16 protein-coding genes, 2 tRNA genes and 4 pseudogenes are annotated in these 22607 nt (G+C 64.9%); 17 read left to right on the top strand and 5 right to left on the bottom strand.

Annotated elements, in window-relative coordinates:
* The first annotated feature begins 223 nt into the window (after positions 1-223).
* From ACFQDL_RS11230 to ACFQDL_RS11195, 8 genes and pseudogenes are all read left to right on the top strand, one after another.
* The gene (locus tag ACFQDL_RS11230; RefSeq protein ID WP_379909096.1) at positions 224-2599 is read left to right on the top strand and encodes a Lon protease family protein; all 2376 of its coding nucleotides are present in this window, start codon (positions 224-226) and stop codon (positions 2597-2599) included.
* Positions 2600-2624: 25 nt separating this feature from the next.
* A pseudogene (locus ACFQDL_RS11225) lies at positions 2625-4249 on the top strand (di-heme-cytochrome C peroxidase).
* A gap of 51 nt (positions 4250-4300) precedes the next feature.
* A complete protein-coding gene (locus ACFQDL_RS11220) occupies positions 4301-5137 on the top strand; it encodes a hypothetical protein (protein ID WP_379909095.1) in 837 nt (278 codons plus the stop codon).
* Positions 5068-5733 carry a di-heme-cytochrome C peroxidase gene (locus ACFQDL_RS11215; RefSeq protein WP_379909094.1) on the top strand — a complete coding sequence of 222 codons (666 nt, stop codon included), beginning with the start codon at positions 5068-5070 and terminating at the stop codon, positions 5731-5733. The genes ACFQDL_RS11220 and ACFQDL_RS11215 overlap by 70 nt, the downstream gene beginning before the upstream one ends.
* A 5-nt stretch (positions 5734-5738) precedes the next feature.
* Complete coding sequence (locus ACFQDL_RS11210) at positions 5739-6614, top strand: c-type cytochrome (protein ID WP_379913023.1); 876 nt, start codon at positions 5739-5741, stop codon at positions 6612-6614.
* Positions 6611-8707 carry a patatin-like phospholipase family protein gene (locus ACFQDL_RS11205; RefSeq protein WP_379909093.1) on the top strand — a complete coding sequence of 699 codons (2097 nt, stop codon included), beginning with the start codon at positions 6611-6613 and terminating at the stop codon, positions 8705-8707. Before ACFQDL_RS11210 ends, ACFQDL_RS11205 begins: the two co-directional genes overlap by 4 nt.
* 133 nt (positions 8708-8840) lie before the next feature.
* Complete coding sequence (locus ACFQDL_RS11200) at positions 8841-9008, top strand: hypothetical protein (protein WP_379909091.1); 168 nt, start codon at positions 8841-8843, stop codon at positions 9006-9008.
* A pseudogene (locus tag ACFQDL_RS11195) lies at positions 8971-10628 on the top strand (diguanylate cyclase). Before ACFQDL_RS11200 ends, ACFQDL_RS11195 begins: the two are co-directional and overlap by 38 nt.
* Positions 10629-10637: 9 nt before the next feature.
* Here the strand turns inward: ACFQDL_RS11195 and ACFQDL_RS11190 are convergent.
* Entirely contained in the window at positions 10638-11186 is a 549-nt protein-coding gene (locus ACFQDL_RS11190; RefSeq protein ID WP_379909090.1) for a gamma carbonic anhydrase family protein, read from the bottom strand.
* Between the two features lie 91 nt (positions 11187-11277).
* Between ACFQDL_RS11190 and prlC the strand changes: the two genes are divergently transcribed.
* Genes prlC through ACFQDL_RS11175 form a run of 3 tightly spaced genes read left to right on the top strand, consistent with a single transcriptional unit; the run spans position 11278 to position 14169 of the window.
* On the top strand, positions 11278-13302 hold the full coding sequence (gene prlC, locus ACFQDL_RS11185) for an oligopeptidase A (RefSeq protein ID WP_379909089.1): 2025 nt from the start codon (positions 11278-11280) through the stop codon (positions 13300-13302).
* Between the two features lie 13 nt (positions 13303-13315).
* Positions 13316-13576, top strand: a complete 261-nt coding sequence (locus ACFQDL_RS11180; RefSeq protein ID WP_379909088.1) for a YheV family putative zinc ribbon protein — start codon at positions 13316-13318, stop codon at positions 13574-13576.
* Positions 13576-14169 (top strand): DNA-3-methyladenine glycosylase I, encoded by a 594-nt coding sequence (locus ACFQDL_RS11175; RefSeq protein ID WP_379909087.1) that lies wholly within the window; start codon positions 13576-13578, stop codon positions 14167-14169. Before ACFQDL_RS11180 ends, ACFQDL_RS11175 begins: the two co-directional genes overlap by 1 nt.
* A gap of 22 nt (positions 14170-14191) precedes the next feature.
* Here the strand turns inward: ACFQDL_RS11175 and ACFQDL_RS11170 are convergent.
* From ACFQDL_RS11170 to ACFQDL_RS11155, 4 genes and pseudogenes are all read right to left on the bottom strand, one after another.
* A pseudogene (locus tag ACFQDL_RS11170) lies at positions 14192-15462 on the bottom strand (MATE family efflux transporter).
* Between the two features lie 65 nt (positions 15463-15527).
* The gene (znuB, locus tag ACFQDL_RS11165) at positions 15528-16331 is read right to left on the bottom strand and encodes a zinc ABC transporter permease subunit ZnuB (RefSeq protein ID WP_379909086.1); all 804 of its coding nucleotides are present in this window, start codon (positions 16329-16331) and stop codon (positions 15528-15530) included.
* Positions 16324-17112, bottom strand: a complete 789-nt coding sequence (gene znuC / locus ACFQDL_RS11160; RefSeq protein WP_379913021.1) for a zinc ABC transporter ATP-binding protein ZnuC — start codon at positions 17110-17112, stop codon at positions 16324-16326. Before znuC ends, znuB begins: the two co-directional genes overlap by 8 nt.
* Before the next feature lie 105 nt (positions 17113-17217).
* Positions 17218-17607: pseudogene (locus tag ACFQDL_RS11155) on the bottom strand (Fur family transcriptional regulator); the annotation flags it as partial.
* A 66-nt stretch (positions 17608-17673) separates the two neighbouring features.
* Between ACFQDL_RS11155 and znuA the strand changes: the two are divergent.
* The 6 genes from znuA to ACFQDL_RS11125 all read left to right on the top strand — a co-directional run bounded on the left by znuA (position 17674) and on the right by ACFQDL_RS11125 (position 22596).
* Complete coding sequence (gene znuA, locus ACFQDL_RS11150; protein WP_379909085.1) at positions 17674-18561, top strand: zinc ABC transporter substrate-binding protein ZnuA; 888 nt, start codon at positions 17674-17676, stop codon at positions 18559-18561.
* A gap of 459 nt (positions 18562-19020) precedes the next feature.
* Positions 19021-19107: transfer RNA gene (locus ACFQDL_RS11145), tRNA-Leu, on the top strand.
* A 92-nt stretch (positions 19108-19199) separates the two neighbouring features.
* Positions 19200-19286: transfer RNA gene (locus ACFQDL_RS11140), tRNA-Leu, on the top strand.
* 203 nt (positions 19287-19489) lie between these two features.
* The gene (locus ACFQDL_RS11135) at positions 19490-20419 is read left to right on the top strand and encodes a LysR family transcriptional regulator (RefSeq protein WP_379909084.1); all 930 of its coding nucleotides are present in this window, start codon (positions 19490-19492) and stop codon (positions 20417-20419) included.
* Positions 20420-20797: 378 nt separating this feature from the next.
* On the top strand, positions 20798-22135 hold the full coding sequence (locus ACFQDL_RS11130) for an efflux transporter outer membrane subunit (protein WP_379909082.1): 1338 nt from the start codon (positions 20798-20800) through the stop codon (positions 22133-22135).
* Complete coding sequence (locus ACFQDL_RS11125; protein ID WP_379909081.1) at positions 22132-22596, top strand: efflux RND transporter periplasmic adaptor subunit; 465 nt, start codon at positions 22132-22134, stop codon at positions 22594-22596. Before ACFQDL_RS11130 ends, ACFQDL_RS11125 begins: the two co-directional genes overlap by 4 nt.
* Positions 22597-22607 lie beyond the last annotated feature (11 nt).

Here is a 22607-nt window from a genome sequence, read left to right as displayed (position 1 = left end):
CTTCCGGCAAGGCGCGGTCACGCGGGCATGGTGGCGCCCTGTCGAGTGATTGCAACGCTGGCGGCAGCGTTTTCCGGGACTCCCGCCGGGCCGCCGTTGCTGCGCCCGCGACTGCGTTGTTTATCGCTTATGTAGACTGACTACACTGCGCGATTCACGTCTTGCCGCGAACGCAGCATCGACGGCTGAGCGCGACCTTACCAACTGACAGAGCTGCACTGCTATGGAAAAGCTGAAGCCGTTAGCCCCCGAGGCCCTGTACCGCACCTGCGAAGCGGACCTTCTGCCCTTTCGGACCACCGAGACGCTGGAGCCCTTCTCCGGATTCTTTGGCCAGGAAAGAGCCATCGAGGCGATGGAATTCGGGATCGGCATGCGCCGGCCCGGCTACAATCTCTTCGTCATGGGCAATCCCCATACCGGGCGATTCTCCTTCGCGATGGAAAGCCTGCGGGCCGTGGCGAAAAAGGAGCGCAACAAGCCCAAGGACTGGTGCTACCTCAACAACCTCTCCGACTCCCGCTACCCGCTGGCGCTGGAGTTTCCGTCCGGCAAGGCCGGCCAGTTCCGCAAGGACATAGGCCGCATGATCGAGACGGTGCTGTCAGAACTGCCGGCGGCGTTCGAAAACCCCGGCTATCAGCGTCAGAAAAGCCGCATCGAACGGGATTTCAACCGCCGTTACGAGCAGGCCATCGACGATGTCGAGCGACGCGCCCGCGATCACAGCATTGCGCTCTATCGCGATGCCGGCAGCATCGGCTTCACCCCGGTCGCCGATGGCCAGGCGATGGATGAAGCGGCATTTTCCCAGCTGCCGGAGGAGGCGCGCGAGAACTTCGGCCGGGCCATCAGCGAACTCGAGGACTATCTCAACGACAGCCTCACCGAATTGCCGAAATGGCGCCGCGAGGCGGCCGAGCAGTTGCGCCGGCTGGACCGCGAAACCGCCCATCATGCGGTATCGCCGCTGATTCAGCCGCTGAAGGAGAAATATGCCAACATCAGCGGCGTTTCGGAATACCTGACGCGGCTGGAGGTCAGCCTGGTCCGCAACAGCGGCGATATCGCCGGCGAGGACGGCGCCCTCGAAGCCAAGACCGATGCCGCCCGTCGCAACTACATGGAAGAGAATTACGGCGTCAACCTGCTGGTCGACAACGGCAAGACAAAGGGCGCGCCGGTCATCCACGAGAGCCACCCGAATTACGAGAACCTGTTCGGCCGTATCGAATACAACTCCGATATGGGGGCCATGGTCACCAATTTCACGCTGATCCGGCCCGGTGCCTTGCACCGCGCCAATGGCGGCTACCTGGTGCTCGAGGCCGAGAAGCTGCTGGAGCAGCCCTATGTCTACGGCGCTTTGAAGCGGGCGCTGAAGGCCCACGAGATCCGTATCGAGAATCCGATCAGCGAATATACCGGCATCAGCACCATCACCCTGAGCCCGCAGCCGATCCCGCTCAACGTCAAGGTGGTATTGATCGGCGGGCGGGACATGTATTACCTGCTGCAGGAACTGGATCAGGACTTCGAGAAGATGTTCCGTGTCGTCGTCGATTTCGACGAGGATGTCGAACGCCGGCCCTCGACCATCCGCAACTATGCCCGGCTGATGAAGACCCTGGCTGACGAGGAGGGGCTGGCGCCGCTGACGCGCCGGGCCGTGGCGCGCCTGGTCGAGCACAGTTCGCGGCTGGCGGAGGATCAGGAACTGCTGTCGGCCCATATCGGCGAGCTGGTGGATCTGCTCTGCGAGGCCGATTACAAGCGCATCAAGTCCGGCGACGAGCTGATCAGCGACAAGCATGTCGAAATGGCGTTGGATGCCAAGGAGAAGCGCACCGGCCGGCTGTCGCAGAAGATACTGGACAGCATTCTCAACGAAACCGTGCTGATCGACACCGAGGGCGAGGCCGTCGGCAAGTCCAACGGCCTGACCGTGCTGCAGGTCGGCGATGTCGCCTTTGGTACCCCGGCGCGGATTACGGCGACGGTGCACCCCGGCACCAAGGGCATCATCGATATCGAGCGCGAGGTCACCCTCGGCCAGCCGATTCACTCCAAGGGGGTGCTGATCCTGTCCGGATACCTGGGGCACAAGTACACCCAGGATTTCCCGCTGACGCTGTCGGCCAGCATCGCGCTGGAGCAGTCATACGGCTATGTCGATGGCGACAGCGCCTCGCTGGCCGAGATCTGCACCCTGATTTCGGCGCTGACCCACATACCCCTTCGCCAGCAGTACGCCATTACCGGCTCGATCAACCAGTATGGCGAAGTTCAGGCCATCGGCGGCGTCAACGAGAAGATCGAGGGCTTCTTCAAGCTCTGCGTCACCCGCGGCCTGACCGGCCAGCAGGGTGCCGTGATTCCGAAGGCCAACGGGCGCAACCTGATGCTCAAGAAGGAGGTGATGGACGCGGTAACCGAAGGCCGGTTCCATATCTACGCCGTCGAAAGCGTCGACCAGTGCCTCGAGATCCTGACCGGGCGCAGCGCCGGCCGTCTCAAGGAGGATGGCAGCTTCACCCAGCGCAGCATCAATCATGCGGTGACGAAGCGCCTGCGCGAAATCGCCAAGGCCAAGGCCTGACATTCAATTTACCAGGGAACGGCAGATGACCGGAGTCCGACAGCAGATACTGAACTGGGGCCTCGGCCTGACCACTCTGGCAGCCTGTTCCGCCGGGCTCGCCGGCACGCCGCTGATCGAACTCGATCAGGGCTGGGATGCCGGGGTGCGGGAACAGATGCATCACCTGAGTTTCGGCTCCCGGATCCTGCCCTATGACTGGCTGCTGCATCTCGAGCGGCCGGACAGCACCGAGCCGCTGCGCAGCGACAGTACGCTGGGGGCCCTGGGGTTCATTTCGGCGAGCGCCGGCACGGCCAACCCCGATGCCCTGCCTGTCGGATTCAGCCGAACCCGGGACGATGTCGGTGAAGACTGGGTCGGCCTCAACTGCGCCGCCTGTCATACCGGGGCCCTGTCCTACCGCGGTCAGCAACTGATCGTCGAAGGCGGCGCGGCGCTGATCGACTACGGGGGCTTCGAACAGCTGCTGATCGAGGCCCTTGCCGCCACCCTCGACGATGCCCGGAAATTCGACCGTTTCGCCGCCCGACTGCCGACGGCAACCGACAGCGACGGCGCGCGCACCGGCCTGCGCGAGCGTCTGCGCCAGAGACTGGCGTATCTGCAGCAGCGTCAGCTCACCAATGCCTCCGCAACGCCCTACGGCCCTGGCCGGCTGGATGCCTTCGGCCAGATCTTCAATACCGTGGCGGTAGAATTGCTCGGCATCCCGGGCAATGCCCGTCCCGCCGACGCGCCGGTCAGCTTTCCCTTCCTCTGGAATGCGTCGCACCTGGACCTGGTGCAGTGGAACGGCTCGGCGCCGAACAGCACGCCCGGCCCGCTGATACAGAACGTCACGACGGCTCTGGCGGTGTACGGCACGGCCGATCTGAAAAACCATTCGGGCTTGACCGGTTATCCGAGTTCGGTTGAACTGACCAACCTCGGTACCCTGCAGGACCATTACTACGATTTGCAGCCACCGCGCTGGCCCGCGTTCCTGTTCGGGGCGCTGGACGAGGCCCGGCGCGCCCGCGGCGAGACGCTCTACCGCGACAACTGCCTGTCCTGCCACGCCCTGAGCGATCGCAGCCAGCCGGACCAGAAGCTGCGGACGACGCTGGTGCCCTGGACGAGATCGGCACCGACCGCACCATGGCCGCCAATTTCATCTCAGCGACAGCCTCGACCGGTGCGCTCGAGGGTCGCCATCAGATGGTGCTGAGCGGCACGCGTTTCGGCGCCGAGGCGTCGACCGTCGACCTGGTCATTCATGCCGCCATTGGCGCCACGTTACGTCACCCTGTCGATGCGGTGCGGGCCTCGGTCGAGGGGTATCATGCGGTCTACAGCGCCAACGTCAGCACCAATCCCGAATACTACAAGGCCCGCCCGCTCAGCGGTATCTGGGCGACGGCACCCTATCTGCACAACGGTTCGGTGCCGACGTTGCATGATCTGCTGCTGCCGCCCGATCAGCGCCCGGTACGCTTTCATCTCGGCAGCCGGGAGCTCGATCCCGTGGCCGTCGGCTATCTCAGCGACGCCGGCACTGGCCTTTTCGATACGGCTCTGCCGGGCAACGGCAACCGGGGGCATCTGTACGGCACCGACCTGAGCGATGACGATCGCTATGCCTTGATCGAATACCTCAAAAGCCTCTGATCGCCGGGGGCTCAAGCTGCACATGGATGGACGATGAAAAGAAGAACAACAATGGCTTCCCTGGGGTTTGGCGCCCGTCTCTGGCTCGCCTTCGGCTGGCTGCTGAAACGCGTGCTGATGCTGGCACTGCTGGTGCTGCTGGTCGCCTTTGGCGGCTTCGCCTGGTTCGTGCTCTGGCCGGCCAGTTCGATAGCGCCGCTTGAACCTGTCGACGAAGTAGTGTACCTCGATCAGGGCTGGGGTACCGAGCGCGCCTCCCGTGACCGCCAGCTCTACTACTACACGCCCCAGGGGACCTCGATGCCGCAGGGCGCCACCCGCGGGGCCGTTCGCTACGACTGGTTCGTGCACCTGCGACTGCCCTTTTCCGACCAGCGTCTCGCCGACCCCGAACAGATGCGCCGTTTTCGCTTTCTCGTCGACCCGGCACCGACGCCCGGCAACCCAGACCAGCTGCCGGTGGGTTTCACCCGGCATTTCGATCCGGTGACCGGTGACGAACTGCTGGATATCACCTGTGCCGCCTGCCACAGCGGGCAGCTGCACTATAACCGGGGCGGCAAGACCTATGCACTGCGTGTCGATGGCGGCCAGGCCATGCATGCGCTGACCGACAGCAGCCGCGGCCAGTTCGTGCCGACGCTTCTGGCGTCGATGCTGTATACCGCCATCAACCCGTTCGAGTTCGACCACTTCGCCCGCGGGGTGCTCGGCAGCCGCTACCCCGCCGGCAAGGCGGAGCTCAGAAGCAGCCTCTGGACCTCGCTCGGGCATTTCGCCCGCGACCCGCAGAACAACCCCTCAAACATCTGTACCCGGTGGAGGAGGGTTACGGCCGCACCGATGCGCTGGGGCGAATCGGCAATACCGTGTTCGGCGATCACCTGATCGAGGCCAATCTGCAGGTCGGATCGGCGCCGGTGAGCTTTCCCTATCTGTGGAATATCTGGAAGTTCGACTGGGTGCAATACAACGGCTCCGTGGCCCAGCCGCTGGCGCGCAACATCGGCGAGGCCCTGGGCGTCGGCGCCCGCATCCCGCTGATGAGCGACAGCGGCGCCCCGCTGCCCGCCGCAGAGCGCTTTCGCAGCTCGGTACGGGTGGCGGACCTGGTCAGCATCGAGCATGCACTGCAACGGCTGCAGCCTCCGACCTGGCCGGAGGCGATTCTCGGCCCGGTGGATCGCGACCTGGCCGCTCGGGGACGTAGCCTTTTTGTCGAGCACTGTCAGGGTTGCCATGGCCCCCATCCGGTCAGCGCCGCGCGACAGCAGGCCTCGGCGCCGCTCAAGCCCTCACCTGACCTGGAGTGGCGCATCGAGGTGATTCCGGTCGAACATATCGGTACCGATCCGGCCGCGGCCAGGGCTTCCTCGAGCGGCACTACGACCTCAGTGCCACCGGACTCACGGATGCCGAGCTGGCCGCGGCGCTGCGACCGCTGCTGTACCGGCAACTGGCGCGCGAGGTTCGTTATCGCCTGAGCGAAGTGATCCGGTTGCGCGAGCAGCAGGCGCTGCCGACAGGCGATCTGCCGGCGCTGCTGGCGGGTTATCCGGCGGCCTCGGCGCAAGCCCGGATACCACAGGCGCATTTTACCGCCATCCACCGCAGTCTGGCATCTCTGCTGGCGTCGGTGCCATCGATTCCCGACGTCCACACCGAGGCGCCGGACCCGCTGGACTGCGACCTGGAGTGCCAGACGGTCGCTCTGTTCTGGAATCTGTCCCATGGCCGGGCGTACGCCGACAATGCGCTCGATCAGCTGGACGTGCGCAGGCTGACCGAGGGTCAGGCGCTGAATTTTGCCGGTATTCTGATCAAGAACCGCTTCTATGAGGATTACGGCATCGGCTTCGAGCAGCAGCAGTGCATCGAGGGCTTCGGTACCCTGGACCTGCCGCAGCAGGTCGAAGGCTACAAGCCGCGCCCGCTGGCCGGGGTCTGGGCGACGCCGCCGTTCCTGCACAACGGTTCGGTGCCGACCCTCTATCAGTTGCTGTCGCCGCCGGAAACCCGCGAGCGGCGTTTCCTGCTCGGTACGCGCCAGTACGACTCCGAACATCTGGGCTACCGGGTGATCGGCATGCAGGAGGCGACCGGCGAGGAGCGCGGCTTCTGGTTCGATACCGCCCGGGAGGGCAATGACAACGGCGGCCATGCCTTTGCCGCCGATCCGGATCTCTGGTCCCGCCACCGGGCGGCGCCCGGCGATAATCCGTTGCCATCCGGTGTGATCGGACCGCAGTTGAGCCATGCCGAGAAGATGGCGCTTCTGGAATATCTCAAGATTCACCGCGACGGTCCGCCGACGCCGGCGGGTTTCCGCGCACCGGACTGCGGCTTGCCGGGGAGCGCCCGATGAACGACCTCGGCCCGATCGAAACCCTCGAGGCGCCCCGCTATACCCGGGACTTCGACGCGGTTCAGTGCCAGGAGCGGCAGTGGATACGCCGGCGCCGCCGCGCCACCGGCAGCGTACCCGAAGAGGCGCCGCTGGTCGGGCTGGCGCTGTCGGGAGGCGGCATCCGCTCGGCCACCTACAACCTCGGTATCCTGCAGGCGCTGTCGCGCAAGGGGCTTCTGCCCCAGGTCGACTATCTGTCGTCGGTGTCCGGCGGCGGCTATATCGCGTCCTGTCTGAGCTGGCTGCGCATGCACTTTCCCTGCAGCAGCCATCGGGATATCGGTACGGCACCGCTGGCGAACGGCCAGGGCAGCGTACTGGACTGGCTGCGTGCCCACGGCAACTACCTGATCAACGGCCGCGGCTTTTCCGGCTGGACCCTGGGCGCTGCCATCCTGGCCGGAACCCTGTTGAATCTGATCGTGCTGCTGCCGCTGCTGCTGGGGCTGGTGGCACTGGCGAGCGCGAGCTGGCTCGGGCACGACTGGCCCGCCTGGCTGCACCTGCCCGGGGCGGCGGCGATCGAGGGCCACGATGGCTTCAGGCTGCTGCTGTGGGCAGGACCGCTCTGTTTCGTGCTCTACCTGCTGGCGATGCTGCTGTTCGCGTTCAGTTCTGCACCGGGGCTGGAACGACGCCTGCCGATCAACCGCCTGCGTACCCTGATGGGGCTTTTGCTGGCGGCCGGCGTCATGGCGCTCGGTCTCGGTCTGCTGCCGGTGCTCACCGGACTGGAGGAGACGGTGCTGCACTTCTTCGATCACCAGGGCATGGCGATCCTGAGTCGCCACCTGACCTACCTGGTGCCGATGGCATCGGGACTGCTGTCGATCCGCGCCGCCAGAGGCGGAGGCTCCGGCTCGCTGGCCGTACTGGGCGTCTCGCTGCTTTGCTACGGCCTGCTGACGCTGCTCTACCACCTCAGTGCCCACACCGCCCTGGTCGGTTCCCCCTTGTTTTTCGGCTGGCTGGGGCTGTCGGTACTGCTGGCGCTGGTCTGCAATATCAATTCGCTGTCGCTGCACAGCTATTATCGCGGCCGCCTCGCCGATGCCTATCTGCCGGCGGTCGCCGAGCAGGGCGCGGCCGGCCGCTCGGACGCGCTGCACTTTCGCCTGTGCGATATCGACCCCGACAGCGGCGCGGCGCTGCACCTGATCAACTGCACGCTCAACACCAGCAGTTCGCGGCAGGAAAGGCTGCGCAGCCGTCGCGGCGAGTCGCTGGTACTGAGCCCGCTCTACTGCGGTTCGAGCGCGACGGGCTACCGTCACAGTCGCAACTATCTGGACGGTACTCTCAGCCTGTCGACGGCGTTTTCGATATCCGGAGCCGCGGTCGATCCCAACACCTATGTCACCCGTTCCCGGGCACTGAGTGCGCTGATGACGCTGCTGAACCTGAGGCTGGGCTACTGGACCCGCAACCCGGCGGACAGTGGCGGACGGCGCTGGTTGCCGGGCTGGTACCGTTACATGCTCCGGGAGATGAGCGGCCGGGGACTGAGCGAGACCGAAGCGGACGTTCACCTGTCCGATGGCGGACATTTCGAGAACCTGGGGCTCTACGAGCTGATCCGGCGGCGCTGCCGCTACATCATCGTCAGCGATGCCGGTGCCGATCCGGACGGCACCCTGTTCGATCTCGGCCGGGCGATCCAGCGGGTTCGGGCCGATTTCGGCGCCGAGATCGAGCTGGGCATCGAAGGGCTGCCTTTGGACAAGGCTGAGCCGCAGCGGGCCTGGCGCTGCGGCCGTATTCGCTATGCCGACGGTGCCTCGGGCGAGATTCTCTATATCAAGACCGCCCTGTGCGACAATCTCAGTGCCGATATCTACGCCTACTGGCGCGCCAATCCGAGCTTCCCGAACCAGACGACAAGTGACCAGTTCTTCGACGAAATGCAGTTCGACTGCTATCGCCAGCTCGGGTTCGAAGTGATGTCCGGACTGCTGGCGAACGGGGACGCCAGCGTCGAGCAGCTGTTCGCGCGGCTGAGGCCGGAGGAAAAGGCCGACAAACCAGTGGCACCGGTGGAGACTAGCGGCTAGAGTGGTTCTTCGAGTTCTCTTCTCGGCCGCAGGGATGGCGGTTGGGCGTTTCGATCAGTCCGTATCGCTGTGGCCGGGAGTGGCCCGACGAGCTGGCAAGGAGAGCCGCCCGCCGGCTGCGTGTTCCGGTCCCATGACAAAGCTACAGACTTCACCGGTTGCCACCTTCGTCCTCTTTTTCATGCTGTTGCAGTGGGGTCTGACAGGCACGGCCGCGGCACAGGACGACGTCGCCGCCGAAGCGCCGGTGCTGTCGGTCCAGAATGTCGAAGGCATCAAGCTCTCCCCTATCTCGAATTGATGGAAGACCCCGGGGGCGCCTGACGTTCGCGGACATCCGGCAGGAGGCGACCCCCTTCGCGCCCGCGGGGAACCGCTCGCCAAATTTCGGCTTTACCGACTCCGCCTGGTGGGTCCGCTTTCAGCTGGAAAACCCCACGCAGAGGCCGGTCAGCGTTGTTATCCGGCAGGATTATCCGTTGATCGACCGGATCGACTTCTGGTCGCAGGACGTCGGGGGCCGCTGGCAGCAACTGTCGACGGGGGACCGGCTGGCGTTCGACACGCGCGCTATCGACAACCGCACCTTCCTGTTCCCGGTCGAGCTGGCGCCCGGCAGCCGCAACAGCTACTACCTGCGCTTCGAAACCCAGGGCTCGATGAACATCGGTCTCTTCGCCCATGCGCCCAATGACCTGATCGACCTGATCAGCGGCGAATATCTGGCGATGGGTATCTACTACGGCGGTTTCATCGTGCTGCTGGTCTACAACCTGATCATGTTCCTGACCGTGCGCGAGCGCGCGTTCGCCCACTACCTGCTCTATGTGCTGAGCTACGGCCTCTACATGTCGGTGCACAATGGCCTCAGTTTCCAGTACCTGTGGCCCGCCTATCCGTGGCTTGCGAATCAGAGCCTGATCCTGCTGCTGACGCTGTCGCTGCTCGGCTGCATCCGCTTCACCCGCACCATCCTGTCGGCGAAGCAGATCTGTCCGCGGGCCGACCGGGTGGCCGCCTGGCTGGAATGGAGCATGGTGGCGGCCTTCCTGCTGTCGCCCTTCCTCAGCTATCGGGCCCTGATCGTGCCGATGTCCTGGATGACGGCGCTGATCTGTCTGCACATGCTGATCATGGGCATCCTGGCGCTGGTTCGCGGTTCCCGGCCGGCGCGCTATTACATGGTGGCGTTTTCCGCACTGCTGGTCGGGGTTCTGGCCTATATGCTGAAAACCTTCGGCGTGCTGCCCCACAACGCCTTTACCCAGAATGCCTTCCAGATCGGCTCCCTGGTCGAGATGGTGCTGTTGAGCCTGGCCGTGGGCAGCCGCATCGGCGAGATGCGCCAGCGCGGTCTCGTCGATGCGCTGACACAGCTGAGCAACCGGCGCTTTTTCAATGAGCGGATCGACGCCGAGTTCGAACGTGCCGGCCGGCGCAACCGGCCACTGTCGCTGCTGGTGCTCGACATCGACCATTTCAAGACTTTCAACGACAGTTACGGCCATGCCCAGGGGACCTGGCGCTGAAGGCCGTGGCCCGCACCCTGGCCGGCAGCGTGCGCAAGCCGAACTGCCCCTGCCGTTACGGCGGCGAGGAGTTCGTGGTGATTCTGCCGGATACCACCGAGTCCCAGGTCGAGGTCGTTGCGGAGCGGATCCGGCGGGAGGTCGAGTCGTCGACGGCGACGACCTTCAGGCTCAGCGTCAGCATCGGGCATGCGACCCTGGAGGGCGGTAATTTCGACAATCCGGAGGCGCTCTTCGTCGCCGCGGACTTCGCGCTCTACACGGCGAAGGAGGCGGGACGAAACCGGGTGGCCGGTTACCGCAGCTGCGCCTCGCGACGCCAGGGCGAGGCCACGGCCATGCCGGCCAGCCGGTTCGACGGGCCCGCCCTGGAGCGGCCCGGGCAGGGTTGAGAGCGGGCTTCAGTCCAGTTCGCTGTAGTCTTCCTGCAGATGCTGGTCCTTCAGCTTGACGTAGTTTCCCGCCGTGTAGCTGAAGAACGAGCGCTCCTTCTCGGTCAGCGGGCGCACCTGCTTCGCCGGGCGACCGACATAGAGGTAACCGCTTTCGAGGGTCTTGCCCGGCGGCACCAGGCTGCCGGCCCCCAGTATCACCTCCGACTCCACCACGGCGCCGTCCATCACCATGGTGCCCATGCCGATCAGCACCCGGTCGCCGATGGTGCAGCCGTGCAGCATCGCCTGGTGGCCGACGGTGACCTCGTCGCCGATGATCAATGGAAAACCGTCGGGGTTGTAGGGGCCGGCATGGGTGATATGCAGCACGGAGCCGTCCTGGATGCTGGTGGAACGGCCGATGCGGATGCGGTGCATGTCGCCCCGGACCACCACCAGCGGCCAGATCGAAGAGTGGTCGCCGATCTCGACATCGCCCAGTACCACGGCGCTCGGGTCGACGAAAACCGCTTCGCCCAGTTTTGGGCGCTTGCCCTGAAAAGTGCGTATCTTCATATGGCCTTTTCCGTTGAATTTCTGTTCCGGTGCCCCATTGTATAATGCAGGCCCCGTCTTTACCCCTGCCCGGCCGAGGAGATCCGATCGAATGAGCAACCCGCTGCTGCAGCCGACCGAGCTGCCCGTTTTCAGTGCCATCAGACCCGGGGATATCGAGCCGGCCATCGACGAGCTGCTTGCCCGCAACCGCGCCCGCATTGCCGACATCGCCGCCCGGCAGGGCACCCCGAGCTGGGACAGCCTGGTGGCGCCGCTGGAGCAGCTCAACGACGAACTCGCCAACGCCTGGTCGCCGGTCTCCCACATGAATTCTGTGGTCAACAACGAGGCGCTGCGCCAGGCCTACAATGCCTGTCTGCCGAAGCTGTCCCAATACTGGACTGAACTTGGCCAGAACCAGCAGCTGTTCCAGGCTTTCAGCCGACTGGGCGAACATGAGGAAGGGCTCGATGACGTCCAGCGCAAGGTAGTCGAGAACACCCTGCGGGATTTCCGGCTTTCCGGCATCGCCCTCGACGAGGCGGGCCAGAAACGCTATGCCGAGCTGCAGCAGCGGTTGTCGAAGCTGACGACCCGATTCTCCGAAAATGTGCTCGATGCCACCAACGCCTGGAGCCTGCTGATCACCGATGAAGCCCGCCTCGAGGGGCTGCCGCCGATGGCCCAGGCGGCCGCGAAACAGGCCGCCGAGGCCCGCGAGCAGCAGGGCTGGCTGATCACCCTCGATTTCCCGTCCTATTTCGCCGTCATCACCCATGCCGACGATCGCGAGCTGCGTCAGGAAGTCTACCGCGCCTACATGACCCGCGCATCGGAGCTCGGCGCCGATCCGAAATGGGACAACAGCGGGATCATCGGAGAAATTCTGGACCTGCGCAAGGAGCTGTCCGCCCTGCTCGGCTTTGCCAGCTTCGCCGAATACTCCCTGGCGACCAAGATGGCCGAAACGCCGGACCAGGTCGTCGCCTTCCTCGAGGATCTCGCCGCGAAGAGCCGTCCGGAAGCACAGCGCGAATTCGGCGAGCTGAGCGAATATGCCCGTCGCGAACACGGCGTGCAGTCGCTCGAAGCCTGGGATGTGGCCTACTTCAGCGAGAAGCTCAAACATGCCCGCTACGAGGTGTCCCAGGAGGCCCTGCGCCCCTACTTCCCGCTGCCCAAGGTCCTGGACGGCCTGTTCCGGGTCGCCGGCCGGCTGTTCGATATCGAGATCGGCGAGGTCGAGGCGTTCGACAGCTGGCACCCCGATGCCCGTCTCTTCACCGTCAGCCGAAACGGAGAGGCACTGGCGCGTTTCTACCTCGATCCCTATGCCCGCGACCGCAAGCGCGGCGGCGCCTGGATGGATACCTGCCGTATCCGCCGCCGCCTGCCGGACGGTACGCTGCAGTTGCCGGTAGCCTATCTGGTCTGCAACTTCACGCCGGCCGTCGGCTCGGATCCGGCCCTGCTGACCCATAACGAGGTCACCACCCTGTTCCACGAATTCGGCCATGGCCTGCACCACATGCTGACGCAGATCGATCGCGCCGACGTCAGCGGTATCAATGGCGTGGCCTGGGATGCGGTGGAACTACCGAGCCAGTTCCTCGAGAACTGGTGCTGGGAACCGGAGGCGCTGGCGCTGATTTCCGGTCACTATCAGAGCGGCGAGGTGCTGCCCGAAGCCCTGCTCGAGAAAATGCTGGCGGCGAAGAACTTCCAGTCCGGCATGTTCATGGTGCGTCAGCTCGAGTTCGCGCTGTTCGACTTCCTGCTGCACCGGGATTACCGGCCCGGCCAGACCGAGGTTCAGCGCGTGCTGGACGAGGTGCGCCAGCGGGTTTCGGTGGTGCCGGTACCGGCGTTCAACCGCTTCCAGCATGGCTTCAGTCATATATTCGCCGGCGGCTATGCGGCGGGCTACTACAGCTACAAGTGGGCCGAAGTGCTGTCCGCCGATGCCTTTTCCCGTTTCGAGGAAGAGGGTATCTTCAACCCGCAGGCCGGTGCGGATTTCCGCCGCTGCATTCTCGAACAGGGCGGTTCGCGCGAGCCGATGGATCTGTTCGTCGCCTTCCGAGGCCGCGAACCCAGTGTCGATGCATTGCTTCGCCATAGCGGCATTGCCTGAGGACGATGAAAAGATGACAGTTGTTAAGCGTTTTGTAGCCGGCGCCGTCTGCCCCCGTTGTGGTCAGATGGACTGCATCCGCATGTACCGCGACGACGAGCGCGAATACCGCGAATGCGTGCGCTGCGACTTCGAGGATTCGCAGCGTCTCGATGGCGCGACGGATCCGGAGGAGCTGCAGACCCGGGTCAACCGGGCCAAACCGGTACTGGATCCGGGCGAGCGCCCGATCCGCTTTGTCTCCAACCCGGCCGGGAAGGATGGTAAGCACTGATGGCCGTCTGCGCCTGGGCCGCCAACAGTCCGCTGGAGCTCGACTACCACGACCGGGAATGGGGCCGTCCGCGCAACGATGACCGGGGGCTGTTCGAGTTTCTGGTTCTGGAAGGCGCCCAGGCGGGGCTCAGCTGGCGTACGGTGCTGGAAAAGCGCGACGGTTACCGCCGCCATTTCCTCGACTTCGAGCCGCAGCGGGTGGCGGCAATCGACGAGGCCGGCATCGCGGCGATGCTGGCCGACCCCGGCGTGATCCGCCATCGCGGCAAGCTCGAAAGTGCCGTCACGAATGCCCGCGTCTTTCTCGAACTCAAGGCCCGCCACGGCAGCTTCGCCCTTTTCCTCTGGCAGTTCGTCGATGGCAGGCCGATCCAGAACCGCTGGCGGCAGATGTCCGAGTTGCCGGCCGAAAGCCCCGAGTCGCGGCAGTTGTCCAAAGAGCTGAAGCGCCAGGGCATGAAGTTCGTCGGCCCGACCATCTGCTACGCCTACATGCAGGCCGTCGGCCTGGTCAACGACCACCTCGTCGACTGCCCCTGCCACGAGGTCTGCCGCAGCGAGGGTGAGCGCTTTTCAATCGGTGACGCGTAACGCGTAACGCGTCACCGTGCTTTTAGCTGATCCAGCCCCGCTGCACACATAGCCTGCGATAGACCCAGCCACCGGTCAGGGCGCGGGCGACGAAGAGGCTGATAAAGGCCAGCCAGAGGCCGTCGTTGCCCAGATCCCGCAACAGCCACCAGAGCGGCAGGTAGACGCCGAACACCGACAGCAGCATGCAGTTCTGCATCGCCCGCACCTGGGTGGTACCGATAAAGATGCCGTCGAGCAGGTAGCTCCAGACGCCGATCAGCGGCAGCACCACGACCCAGGGCAGGTACTGGGCGGCGACCGCCCTTACCTCCTCCAGATCGGTCAGCAACGCAATGATCGGTTCGCCGCCGGCCCAGAACAGCAGCGAGAACCCCAGTGCCGTCACCAGCGACCAGATCAGCGCGGTCAACACCGTATCGTAGAAGCGCGACAGCCGGCCTTCGCCGATGGTGCGCCCTGCAAGCGCTTCGGTGGCATGGGCGAAACCGTCGAGACCGTGGGAGATCAGCATCAGGAAATTCAGCAGCACCGCATTGGCCGACAGGACCAGGGTGCCGAGCCGCGCGCCCTGGGAGGTAAAGAAGGCGAAAGCGAACAGCAGCGTCAGGGTCCGCACGAACAGATAGCGGTTGACCACCAGCAGGTCGACGTAGTGCCGCAGCCGCCAGAGACTGGGGCGGTCGAGCTCGCCGCCTGTCTGGCGCAGGATGCGCCGGCTCAGCCAGAGGCCCAGGCCCAGGGCCAGATACTCGGAGCAGACCGTCGCCAGGGCGACGCCGGCGGCATGCATGCCAAGGCCGTAGACGGCGATCAGGTCAAGTACCATGTTGGCGACATTGGTCACCAGCAGGAGCAGCAGCGGGATACGGGTGTTCTGGTTGCCGACGAACCAGCCCAGAAGCGCGTAGTTGCACAGCACCGCCGGTGCGCCGAGGATGCGGACCCAGGCGTAGCGTTCCGCCTCGGCGGTCACCAGCGGTCCGGCATCGACCAGGTGCAGCGCCAGCGCGACCAGTGGCCGGTGCAGCGCCAGCAGGACCAGGCCGATCCCCACGCCCAGTATCATCGAGCGGGCCAGCAGCAGCCGTACCTGATCGCCGTCGCGGCGCCCCAGGCCTGGGCGGTCATGCCGGTGGTGCCCATGCGCAGGAAACCGAAGGCCCAGTACAGGGTGGTGAAGATCATGCTCCCGACCGCCACGGCGCCAAGGTAATGGCTCTCGGGCAGGTGGCCGATCACCGCAGTATCGACCAGGCCGAGCAGCGGCACCGTGACGTTGCTCAGGATCATCGGCCAGGCCAGCTGCCAGACCCGGCGGTGGTCTTCCCGCGAGGGCCAGCGCAGGCGGTATCCAGTCATCCGGCGCGGATGCCGATGCGGCGCAGTGGCAGACTGTAGAGCAGCAGGAACTCGACCAGCGCCATGACGACCACCGAGGGCCCGGCCGGCGTATCCCACTGCCAGGAGGCCGCCAGACCGCCGAGCACCGCGACGCAGCCGAGCAGCGCCGCCAGCGCCGCCATCTGCTCCGGCGTGCGGGAAAGGCGTCGCGCCGACGCCGCCGGGATGATCAGCAGCGAGGTGATCAGCAGGATACCGACGATCTTCATCGCCGCGGCGATCACCACCGCGATCAGCAGCATCAGCGTCAGTCTGAGCCGGGCCACCGGCACGCCTTCGACCTGTGCCAGCTCCTCGTTGATGGTGATGGCGAGCAGGCCGTCCCAGAGACGCCAGAGCAGCAGCAGCACCAGGACGCCGCCGCCGAAGATCCAGTACAGGTCCCGTGGCGAAATGGCCAGCAGATCGCCGAACAGGTAGGCCAGCAGATCGACCCGGACATCCTCCAGCAACGCGATGGCGACCAGTCCCAGGGACAGGGTGCTGTGGGCCATGATCCCGAGCAGGGTGTCGGTGGCGACCAGGCGCTGGCGCTGCAGGGCGACCAGCAGCAGCGCCAGCAGCACGCAGCTGGCGACGACCGCGAGGTTCAGATTGACCTGCAGCAGGAAGCCGAGCGCCACGCCCATCAGCGCCGAGTGCGCCAGGGTATCGCCAAAGTAGGCCATGCGTCGCCAGACCACGAAGGAGCCGAGGGGGCCTGCGATGGTGGCGACACCGAGACCGCCGATCAGGGCATAGAGCAGAAAATCATCCATCGAGCTTCTCGGTCTTTACAGGGCTGCCGGCGGGTTTGATGACATCGCCGTGGACATTGTGCCTGTGATTGTGGTGGTGGCTGTAGAGGGCCAGGTTTTCGGCACCGGGAATGCCGAACATCTCGATGAAGCTGGGGTCGTTGCTGACCTGCTCGGGGTGCCCGGAACAGCAGACATGCCTGTTCATGCAGACGACGTGGTCGGTGGACGACATGACCAGGTGCAGGTCGTGGGAGATCATCAGCACGCCGCAGCCGCGCTGGTCGCGAATACGGGCAATCAGCTTGTACAGCTCGATCTGGCCATTGATGTCGACGCCCTGCACTGGCTCATCCAGGACCAGCAGGTTCGGCTCCTGCAGCAGCGCCCGGGCCAGCAGCACGCGCTGCATCTCGCCGCCGGAAAGGCTGTGGATCGACTGCATCAGCAGCCGGGAGGCACCGACATCGGTCAGCGCCCTTTCCAGCGCCTCCGGGGACTGGCGGCGGGCGGTCTTGAGGAAGCGCTCGACGGTCAGCGGGAAGGTCTGGTCGATATGCAGTTTCTGCGGCATGTAGCCGATGCGCAGCCCGGGTTCGCGCCAGACTTCGCCGGCGCTGGGTTTGATCAGGCCCAGGACGACCCGTACCAGCGTCGTCTTGCCGGCGCCGTTGGGCCCGATCAGGGTGGTGATGCAGCCGCGGTGCAGTTCCAGCGATATGTTCTGGATCACATGATTGCGGCCAAAGCGAACATCGACGCCCCCGAGGCGGGCCAGGGCTTCATGCGGTGAGTGGCTCATGGGTGCTCCCCCGGCCGCTGCCCGGCAGTTCGGGCACAGGCCGACGACTTCGACGGTTTCCTGTTCGATGCTGAAACCCTGGTTGGCGGCGCTGTCGCGAATGGCGTCATGCACCGCGGCGGATTCGAGCTCGAGGGTGCAGTTGCAGTCCCTGCAGATAAGGAAGCAGCCCTGGTGGGACTGACCCGGATGGGGGCAGCCGATAAAGGCGTTCAGCGATGCGATGCGATGCACCAGTCCCTGATTCTGCAGGAACTCCAGTGCGCGATAGACGGTCGGCGGCGCCGAATTGAAGCCGGCGTCGGCCAGTGCCGGCAGCAGCTCGTAGGCGCCGAGCGGCCGGTGGTTCTGCCAGATCAGCCGCAGTACCAGCTCACGGATAGGCGTCAGGCGCTGCCCGCGCTCGCGGCACAGGCGGCGGGCTTCCTGCAGGGCTGCGCTGATGCAGCGCTCATGGTTGTGTTCGGGCTCAAACGACAGTGGGGGCGAATGCATGGTTCCGGGCCGCAAATGTTTTGTTATAGTGTAACCCAAACTGTCTCTGATTGGACCCCAAATCCTATGCCGTTTCGTACTCCGAAGCTCGTCGTTGCCCTGTTGTTGTCGCTGCTGGCAGCGCCGGTGTCGGCCCTGCAACTGGAGGCCAGCGTCAAGCCGCTGCAACTGGTCGCGGCGGCACTGCTGGAGGGTATTTCCGAGCCGGGCCTGCTGGTACCGCCGGAAGCCTCACCTCATCACTACGCCCTGAAACCCTCGGACATGCGCGATCTGGCCCGGGCCGATCTGGTGGTCTGGGTCGGCCCCGAGCTGGAGCTGTTTCTGGTCAAGCCGCTGCAACAGACCGATGCCCGCCTTCTGCAACTGATGGACGGCGATCCCGGGGCCTCCATGGCCGCTGAGGATCACCACGAGCATGAGGGCGGGCACCATCACGAAGTCGACACCCACCTGTGGATGGACCCGGTACTGATGCTCGAGGCGGCACAGCAAATGCGCGATGCCCTCACCGAGATTGCACCCGAGCAGGGCCCGGCGCTGAATGCCAATTTCGAACGCTTCGCGGCGGCGCTGATGGCGAAGGACCGGGAGCTGCGCCAACGGCTGAGCCCGCTGGCCGATCGCGGCTTTTTCGTGTTTCACGACGCCTACGGCCGTTTCGTGAGCCATTACGGCCTACGTCAACTGGGCTACTTCACCGTGGACCCGGGGCGTCAGCCCGGCGCCCGCCACCTCAGCGAGATTCGCGGGCAGCTGCAGGAAAAAGCGGCCGTCTGTGTCTTCAGCGAGCCGCAGTTCCGTTCCGCGGTGGTGGATGCCGTGACCGAGGGAACCGGTGTTCGTCATGGTGAGCTGGACCCGCTGGCACGCAATATCACGCCGGGACCGGATGCCTATCTGCAGTACCTCGATGCCCTGGCGGGCGAGTTCGAGCGCTGCCTGAAGCCGTAGGTTGGGTGGAGTGGCTTTGTGGGAGATTCTATGGTTCATGGCCACCCCTGATCGTGGCAGGTGCCATGGCCGATATTGCGTAGGAGCCTCGCCCCGAGGCGAAAGGCTCCGGTACCGAGGCTGTTCGCACCGGGGGCGGCGCTCCTACGGCGGGCGCTGAAATTTCCGTGGGAGATTCTATGGTTCTTGGCCACCCCCTGACCGCGGCAGGTGCCATGGCCGATATTGCGTAGGAGTCTCGCCCCGAGGCGAATGAGTCCGGTACCGAGGTTGTTCGCACCGGGGGCGGCGCTCCTACGGCGGGCATTGAAATTTCCGTAGGAGCGGCTTCAGCCGTGAAGCAAGATGGCACCAACGGCAGCCATTCGCGACTAAAGTCGCTCCTGCACGGGTAAAATTTTTTTACGCAGGGGCTTTTCAAGCCGAAAAACGGTCTATATAATTCGCCCCACTTTCGTCGCAGATGTGGTGGAATTGGTAGACACGCTAGCTTCAGGTGCTAGTGCCTTCACGGGCGTGGGAGTTCGAGTCTCCCCATCTGCACCACTCGCCGGCCAGGCCGCGAGAGGTGCAATCCGGACGCCAAGCCGGAATCGAAAGTGAATCGGAGTGTGCTCTCGTTAAAAAGCACGTGCGATGCAGATGTGGTGGAATTGGTAGACACGCTAGCTTCAGGTGCTAGTGCCTTCACGGGCGTGGGAGTTCGAGTCTCCCCATCTGCACCACCTTCGGGTGGTGCCTCCTCTCGAAGCGTTCCGCTTCTCGATAGTATTCCAGAATACAGTTCACAGTTCACAGTTCACAGCGGTAAGTGCCGGCTGGTGGCTTTCTGTTTACTGTTAACTCCTATCGGTTTACTTTCTTTTATTTCCATAACTTTTCCGGTAGTTTCGCCGGCGACTCTTTCGTAAACGTTATGGATCGCCCGATGAACAGCAAACAGCTCACCGCCTTTCGCGCCATCATGCAATCGGGCTCGATGACCGAGGCGGCGCGCCGCCTCGGCGTCTCGCAACCGGCGATCTCGAGGCTGGTGCGGGATCTGGAGTCCAGTCTGGGGTTCAGCCTTTTCGAACGCCGCAACAGCCGTCTCCATCCCACCCAGGGGGCCAGGGCCTTCTTTCGCGAGGTGGAACGCCACTTTTGCGGGCTCGAGCGGCTGAGCCAGTCGGCTGACCATATCCGCATGATGAAAAGCGGGAGCCTGTGCATCGGTGCCACGCCGCTGCTGGCCGAAACCGTTTTGCCCGAGGTGCTGGCGCGCTTCGCGCTGGGGCGGGACGAGGTGGCCCTGAATCTTGCCGCCCATGAGCCCGAGGAACTTCTGCAGCGCGTTGCGGGGCATCAGTTCGATCTGGCACTGACGGAGCTGCCGGCGGAAACCGGTGCCGTGCAGAACGGCCCTGCCTATCGTTCAGAGCTGCGCTGTATCGCTGCGCCGGGGCATCGGTTCGCCGCGGGGAGGCGGGTACGGGTTGAGGACCTGGAGCGGGAACCCTTCGTGCCGGTCGGCACGGCGGACTCGCTCCACTACCGACGCGTCGAGCAGCTGTTGCGGGATCATCTGATACGCCCCGACGAAAGTATCGGCGCCGGTCAGTTCAGCGTTGCGCGGGGGCTGGTGCGTGCCGGCTTCGGCGTCGCGCTGGTCGATCCCTTCAGCGCCCTGCGCTGGGCCCGGGAGGGCGGTATCTCCTGCTCCTTCGAGCCGGCACAGCCGTTCTGCTTTGGCTTTGTGCTGCCGCCGGGGCGCGAGCCCGGCGCGCTGGAGCAGGCCTTCATCGACAGCTTCGAGGCTGCGGTGGGAGCCGAACTGCCGCTGCAGCCGGTCGATCCCGACCGGGCCGCCGAATTATAATCTGTGACTGAACGCCTCCGCTGGTCCGCCGTTACTGCATTTGCGTAAAGAAAGGTTAAGTGCACTGTTTCGCAACGCAGATTGTCTTATGCTATTAACCCGGCGGGTTAATACATGAAGCAGGGATGCTTCATCATTGGCCGCAGGCCAATGCGAGCGCCACGGAAGCCAGCATGTCCGCGCACCTGCGCCCGTTTCCGTGGCGTGACATGCAAATAGGTAGGGAACCTGTTTGCATGCCAGGTTAATAGCCAGGTGCAGGATGCCGACAAGCGGGAGAGCCGTGTCCACTTTGTTCAAGCGATTATTCACACTGGGTCTGCTGACGCTGGCGCTGGGGGCTGTGCCACATCGGGCATCGGGATCGATCCCGATGCGATGGCGTTACCGGACCGCTGGCAGGCGCCGTCCGATGCCGCTGCGGTCGCGTCGGGCTGGCTTGACGACCTCGGCGACCCGGCGCTCAGTGCCCTGGCGCAGGAAGCATTGAACGCCAACTTTGCGCTGGCGGCGCAAAAAGCCCAGGTACGTCAGGCCGAGCAGGACCTGATCATCGCAGGGGCCGACCTCTATCCGGAACTGAGTCTTGCGCTTGACGCCAGCCGCAGCCGCACGGTGAGCGACGGGACGGCTGCGGGAACCCGCAACCGTTACGGACTCGGTCTCGACCTCGGCTGGGAACTCGACCTCTGGGGCCGGCTCAGCGATGCCGAGCGCCAGGCCAACCTCACCCTGGCGGCCCGGCGCGCCGATTTCGAGGCGGTCCGGCTCGATCTGGCCAGCGATCTCGCCTCGGCCTGGTACGAACTGCTGGCGGTGCAGCAGCAGCTGGCACTGTTCAGTCGCCGTCTGAACAACCTCGAACAGAACCTTGAAATCATCGAAGCGGGATATCGCCTGGGCCTTGGCAGTGCACTGGATGTCTATCTGGCCCGCAACGATGTCGAAAGCGAGAGGGCCAGGATCCAGGCCCAGACCCAGTTGCGAAGCGAAGCGGTTCAAAACCTGCAGCGGCTGCTGGGTCGCTACCCCGACGGACGCTGGCAGGCGACTCCGCCTCTGCCGGTGCTGGAAACGGCAGTCGCCGCCGGCGTGCCCGGTAGCCTGTTGCGACGTCGCCCCGATCTGGAGTCTGCCTGGATGGAACTGCTGGCGAGCGATGCGGCGTTGGCGATCGCTCACAAACAGCGCTTTCCCGGGCTACTGATTCAGGCTTCGGCCGGCGACAGCCGCCGCAGTCTGGCGGACCTGTTGCAGGGCAGTCTGGCCTGGTCGCTGGCGGCGGGGCTGACCCAGCCGCTGTTCAATGCCGGCCGCCTCGAAGCCGGCGAAACCCGTGCCCGTGCCCGGGTCGAGGAGCTGGAGCAGCGCTATCTGGAGCAGTTGTTCAGCGCTTTCGCCGAGGTTGAAACGGCCCTTGGCCGTCACCAGGCACTGCAGCGGCAATATGGGCAGTACCAGCAGGCCGAACGCAATGCGCTGCTGGCCGAGGAGCTGGCGTTTGAGCAATATCGCAAGGGACTGGTCGAATACAGTACGGTGCTCGAAGCGCAGCGACGTTCGCTCGACGCCCAGACGTCGGTGATCCAGACCCGCCGCGATCTGCTGCAAAACCGCGTGGCGCTGTACCGGGCCCTTGGTGGTGGCCTGGACGCCCGCGCTACCGTGGCACAGCTACCGACGACGTCGAAATCCAACAGGGCATCAGGCGAATGATCAGAAAGCTTGTTCCGATTCTAGTGTTTGCGGCTCTGGCCGGGGTTTCGGCGTTGATCATGCTCAACCGTCCCGAAGCCCGGCGCGCCGCTGTGCCGACCGCGCCACTGGTGCAGGTCGAGACCCGTATCCTGGAAACGCAACCCTATCAGGTTCGGCTGCAGAGTTACGGCATTGTCCGCCCCCGCACCCAGAGCACCCTGTTGCCCCAGGTCTCGGGCCCGATCACCGAGGTCAGCCCGAATTTTCGCGATGGCGGCTTTTTCGAGGCCGGCGAGATACTGCTGCACATCGACAGTCGCGACTACGAGGCGGCGGTGGCGACCGCGCGGGCGGGCCTTGCGCAGCAGCGCCAGGCCCTGCTCGAGGAGCAGGCGCAGGCCGAGCAGGCGTTGCAGGACTGGCGGCGCTGGGCAATACCGAAGCACCGCCGGCGCTGGTATCGCGCCAGCCGCAGCTGACCGCGGCACGG

This window comes from Marinobacterium aestuariivivens (genome assembly GCF_042661465.1).
Lineage (GTDB): Bacteria > Pseudomonadota > Gammaproteobacteria > Pseudomonadales > Balneatricaceae > Marinobacterium_A > Marinobacterium_A aestuariivivens.
Note: the sequence above shows the minus strand (reverse complement) of the source record. Positions and strands in the feature narration are given on the sequence as shown.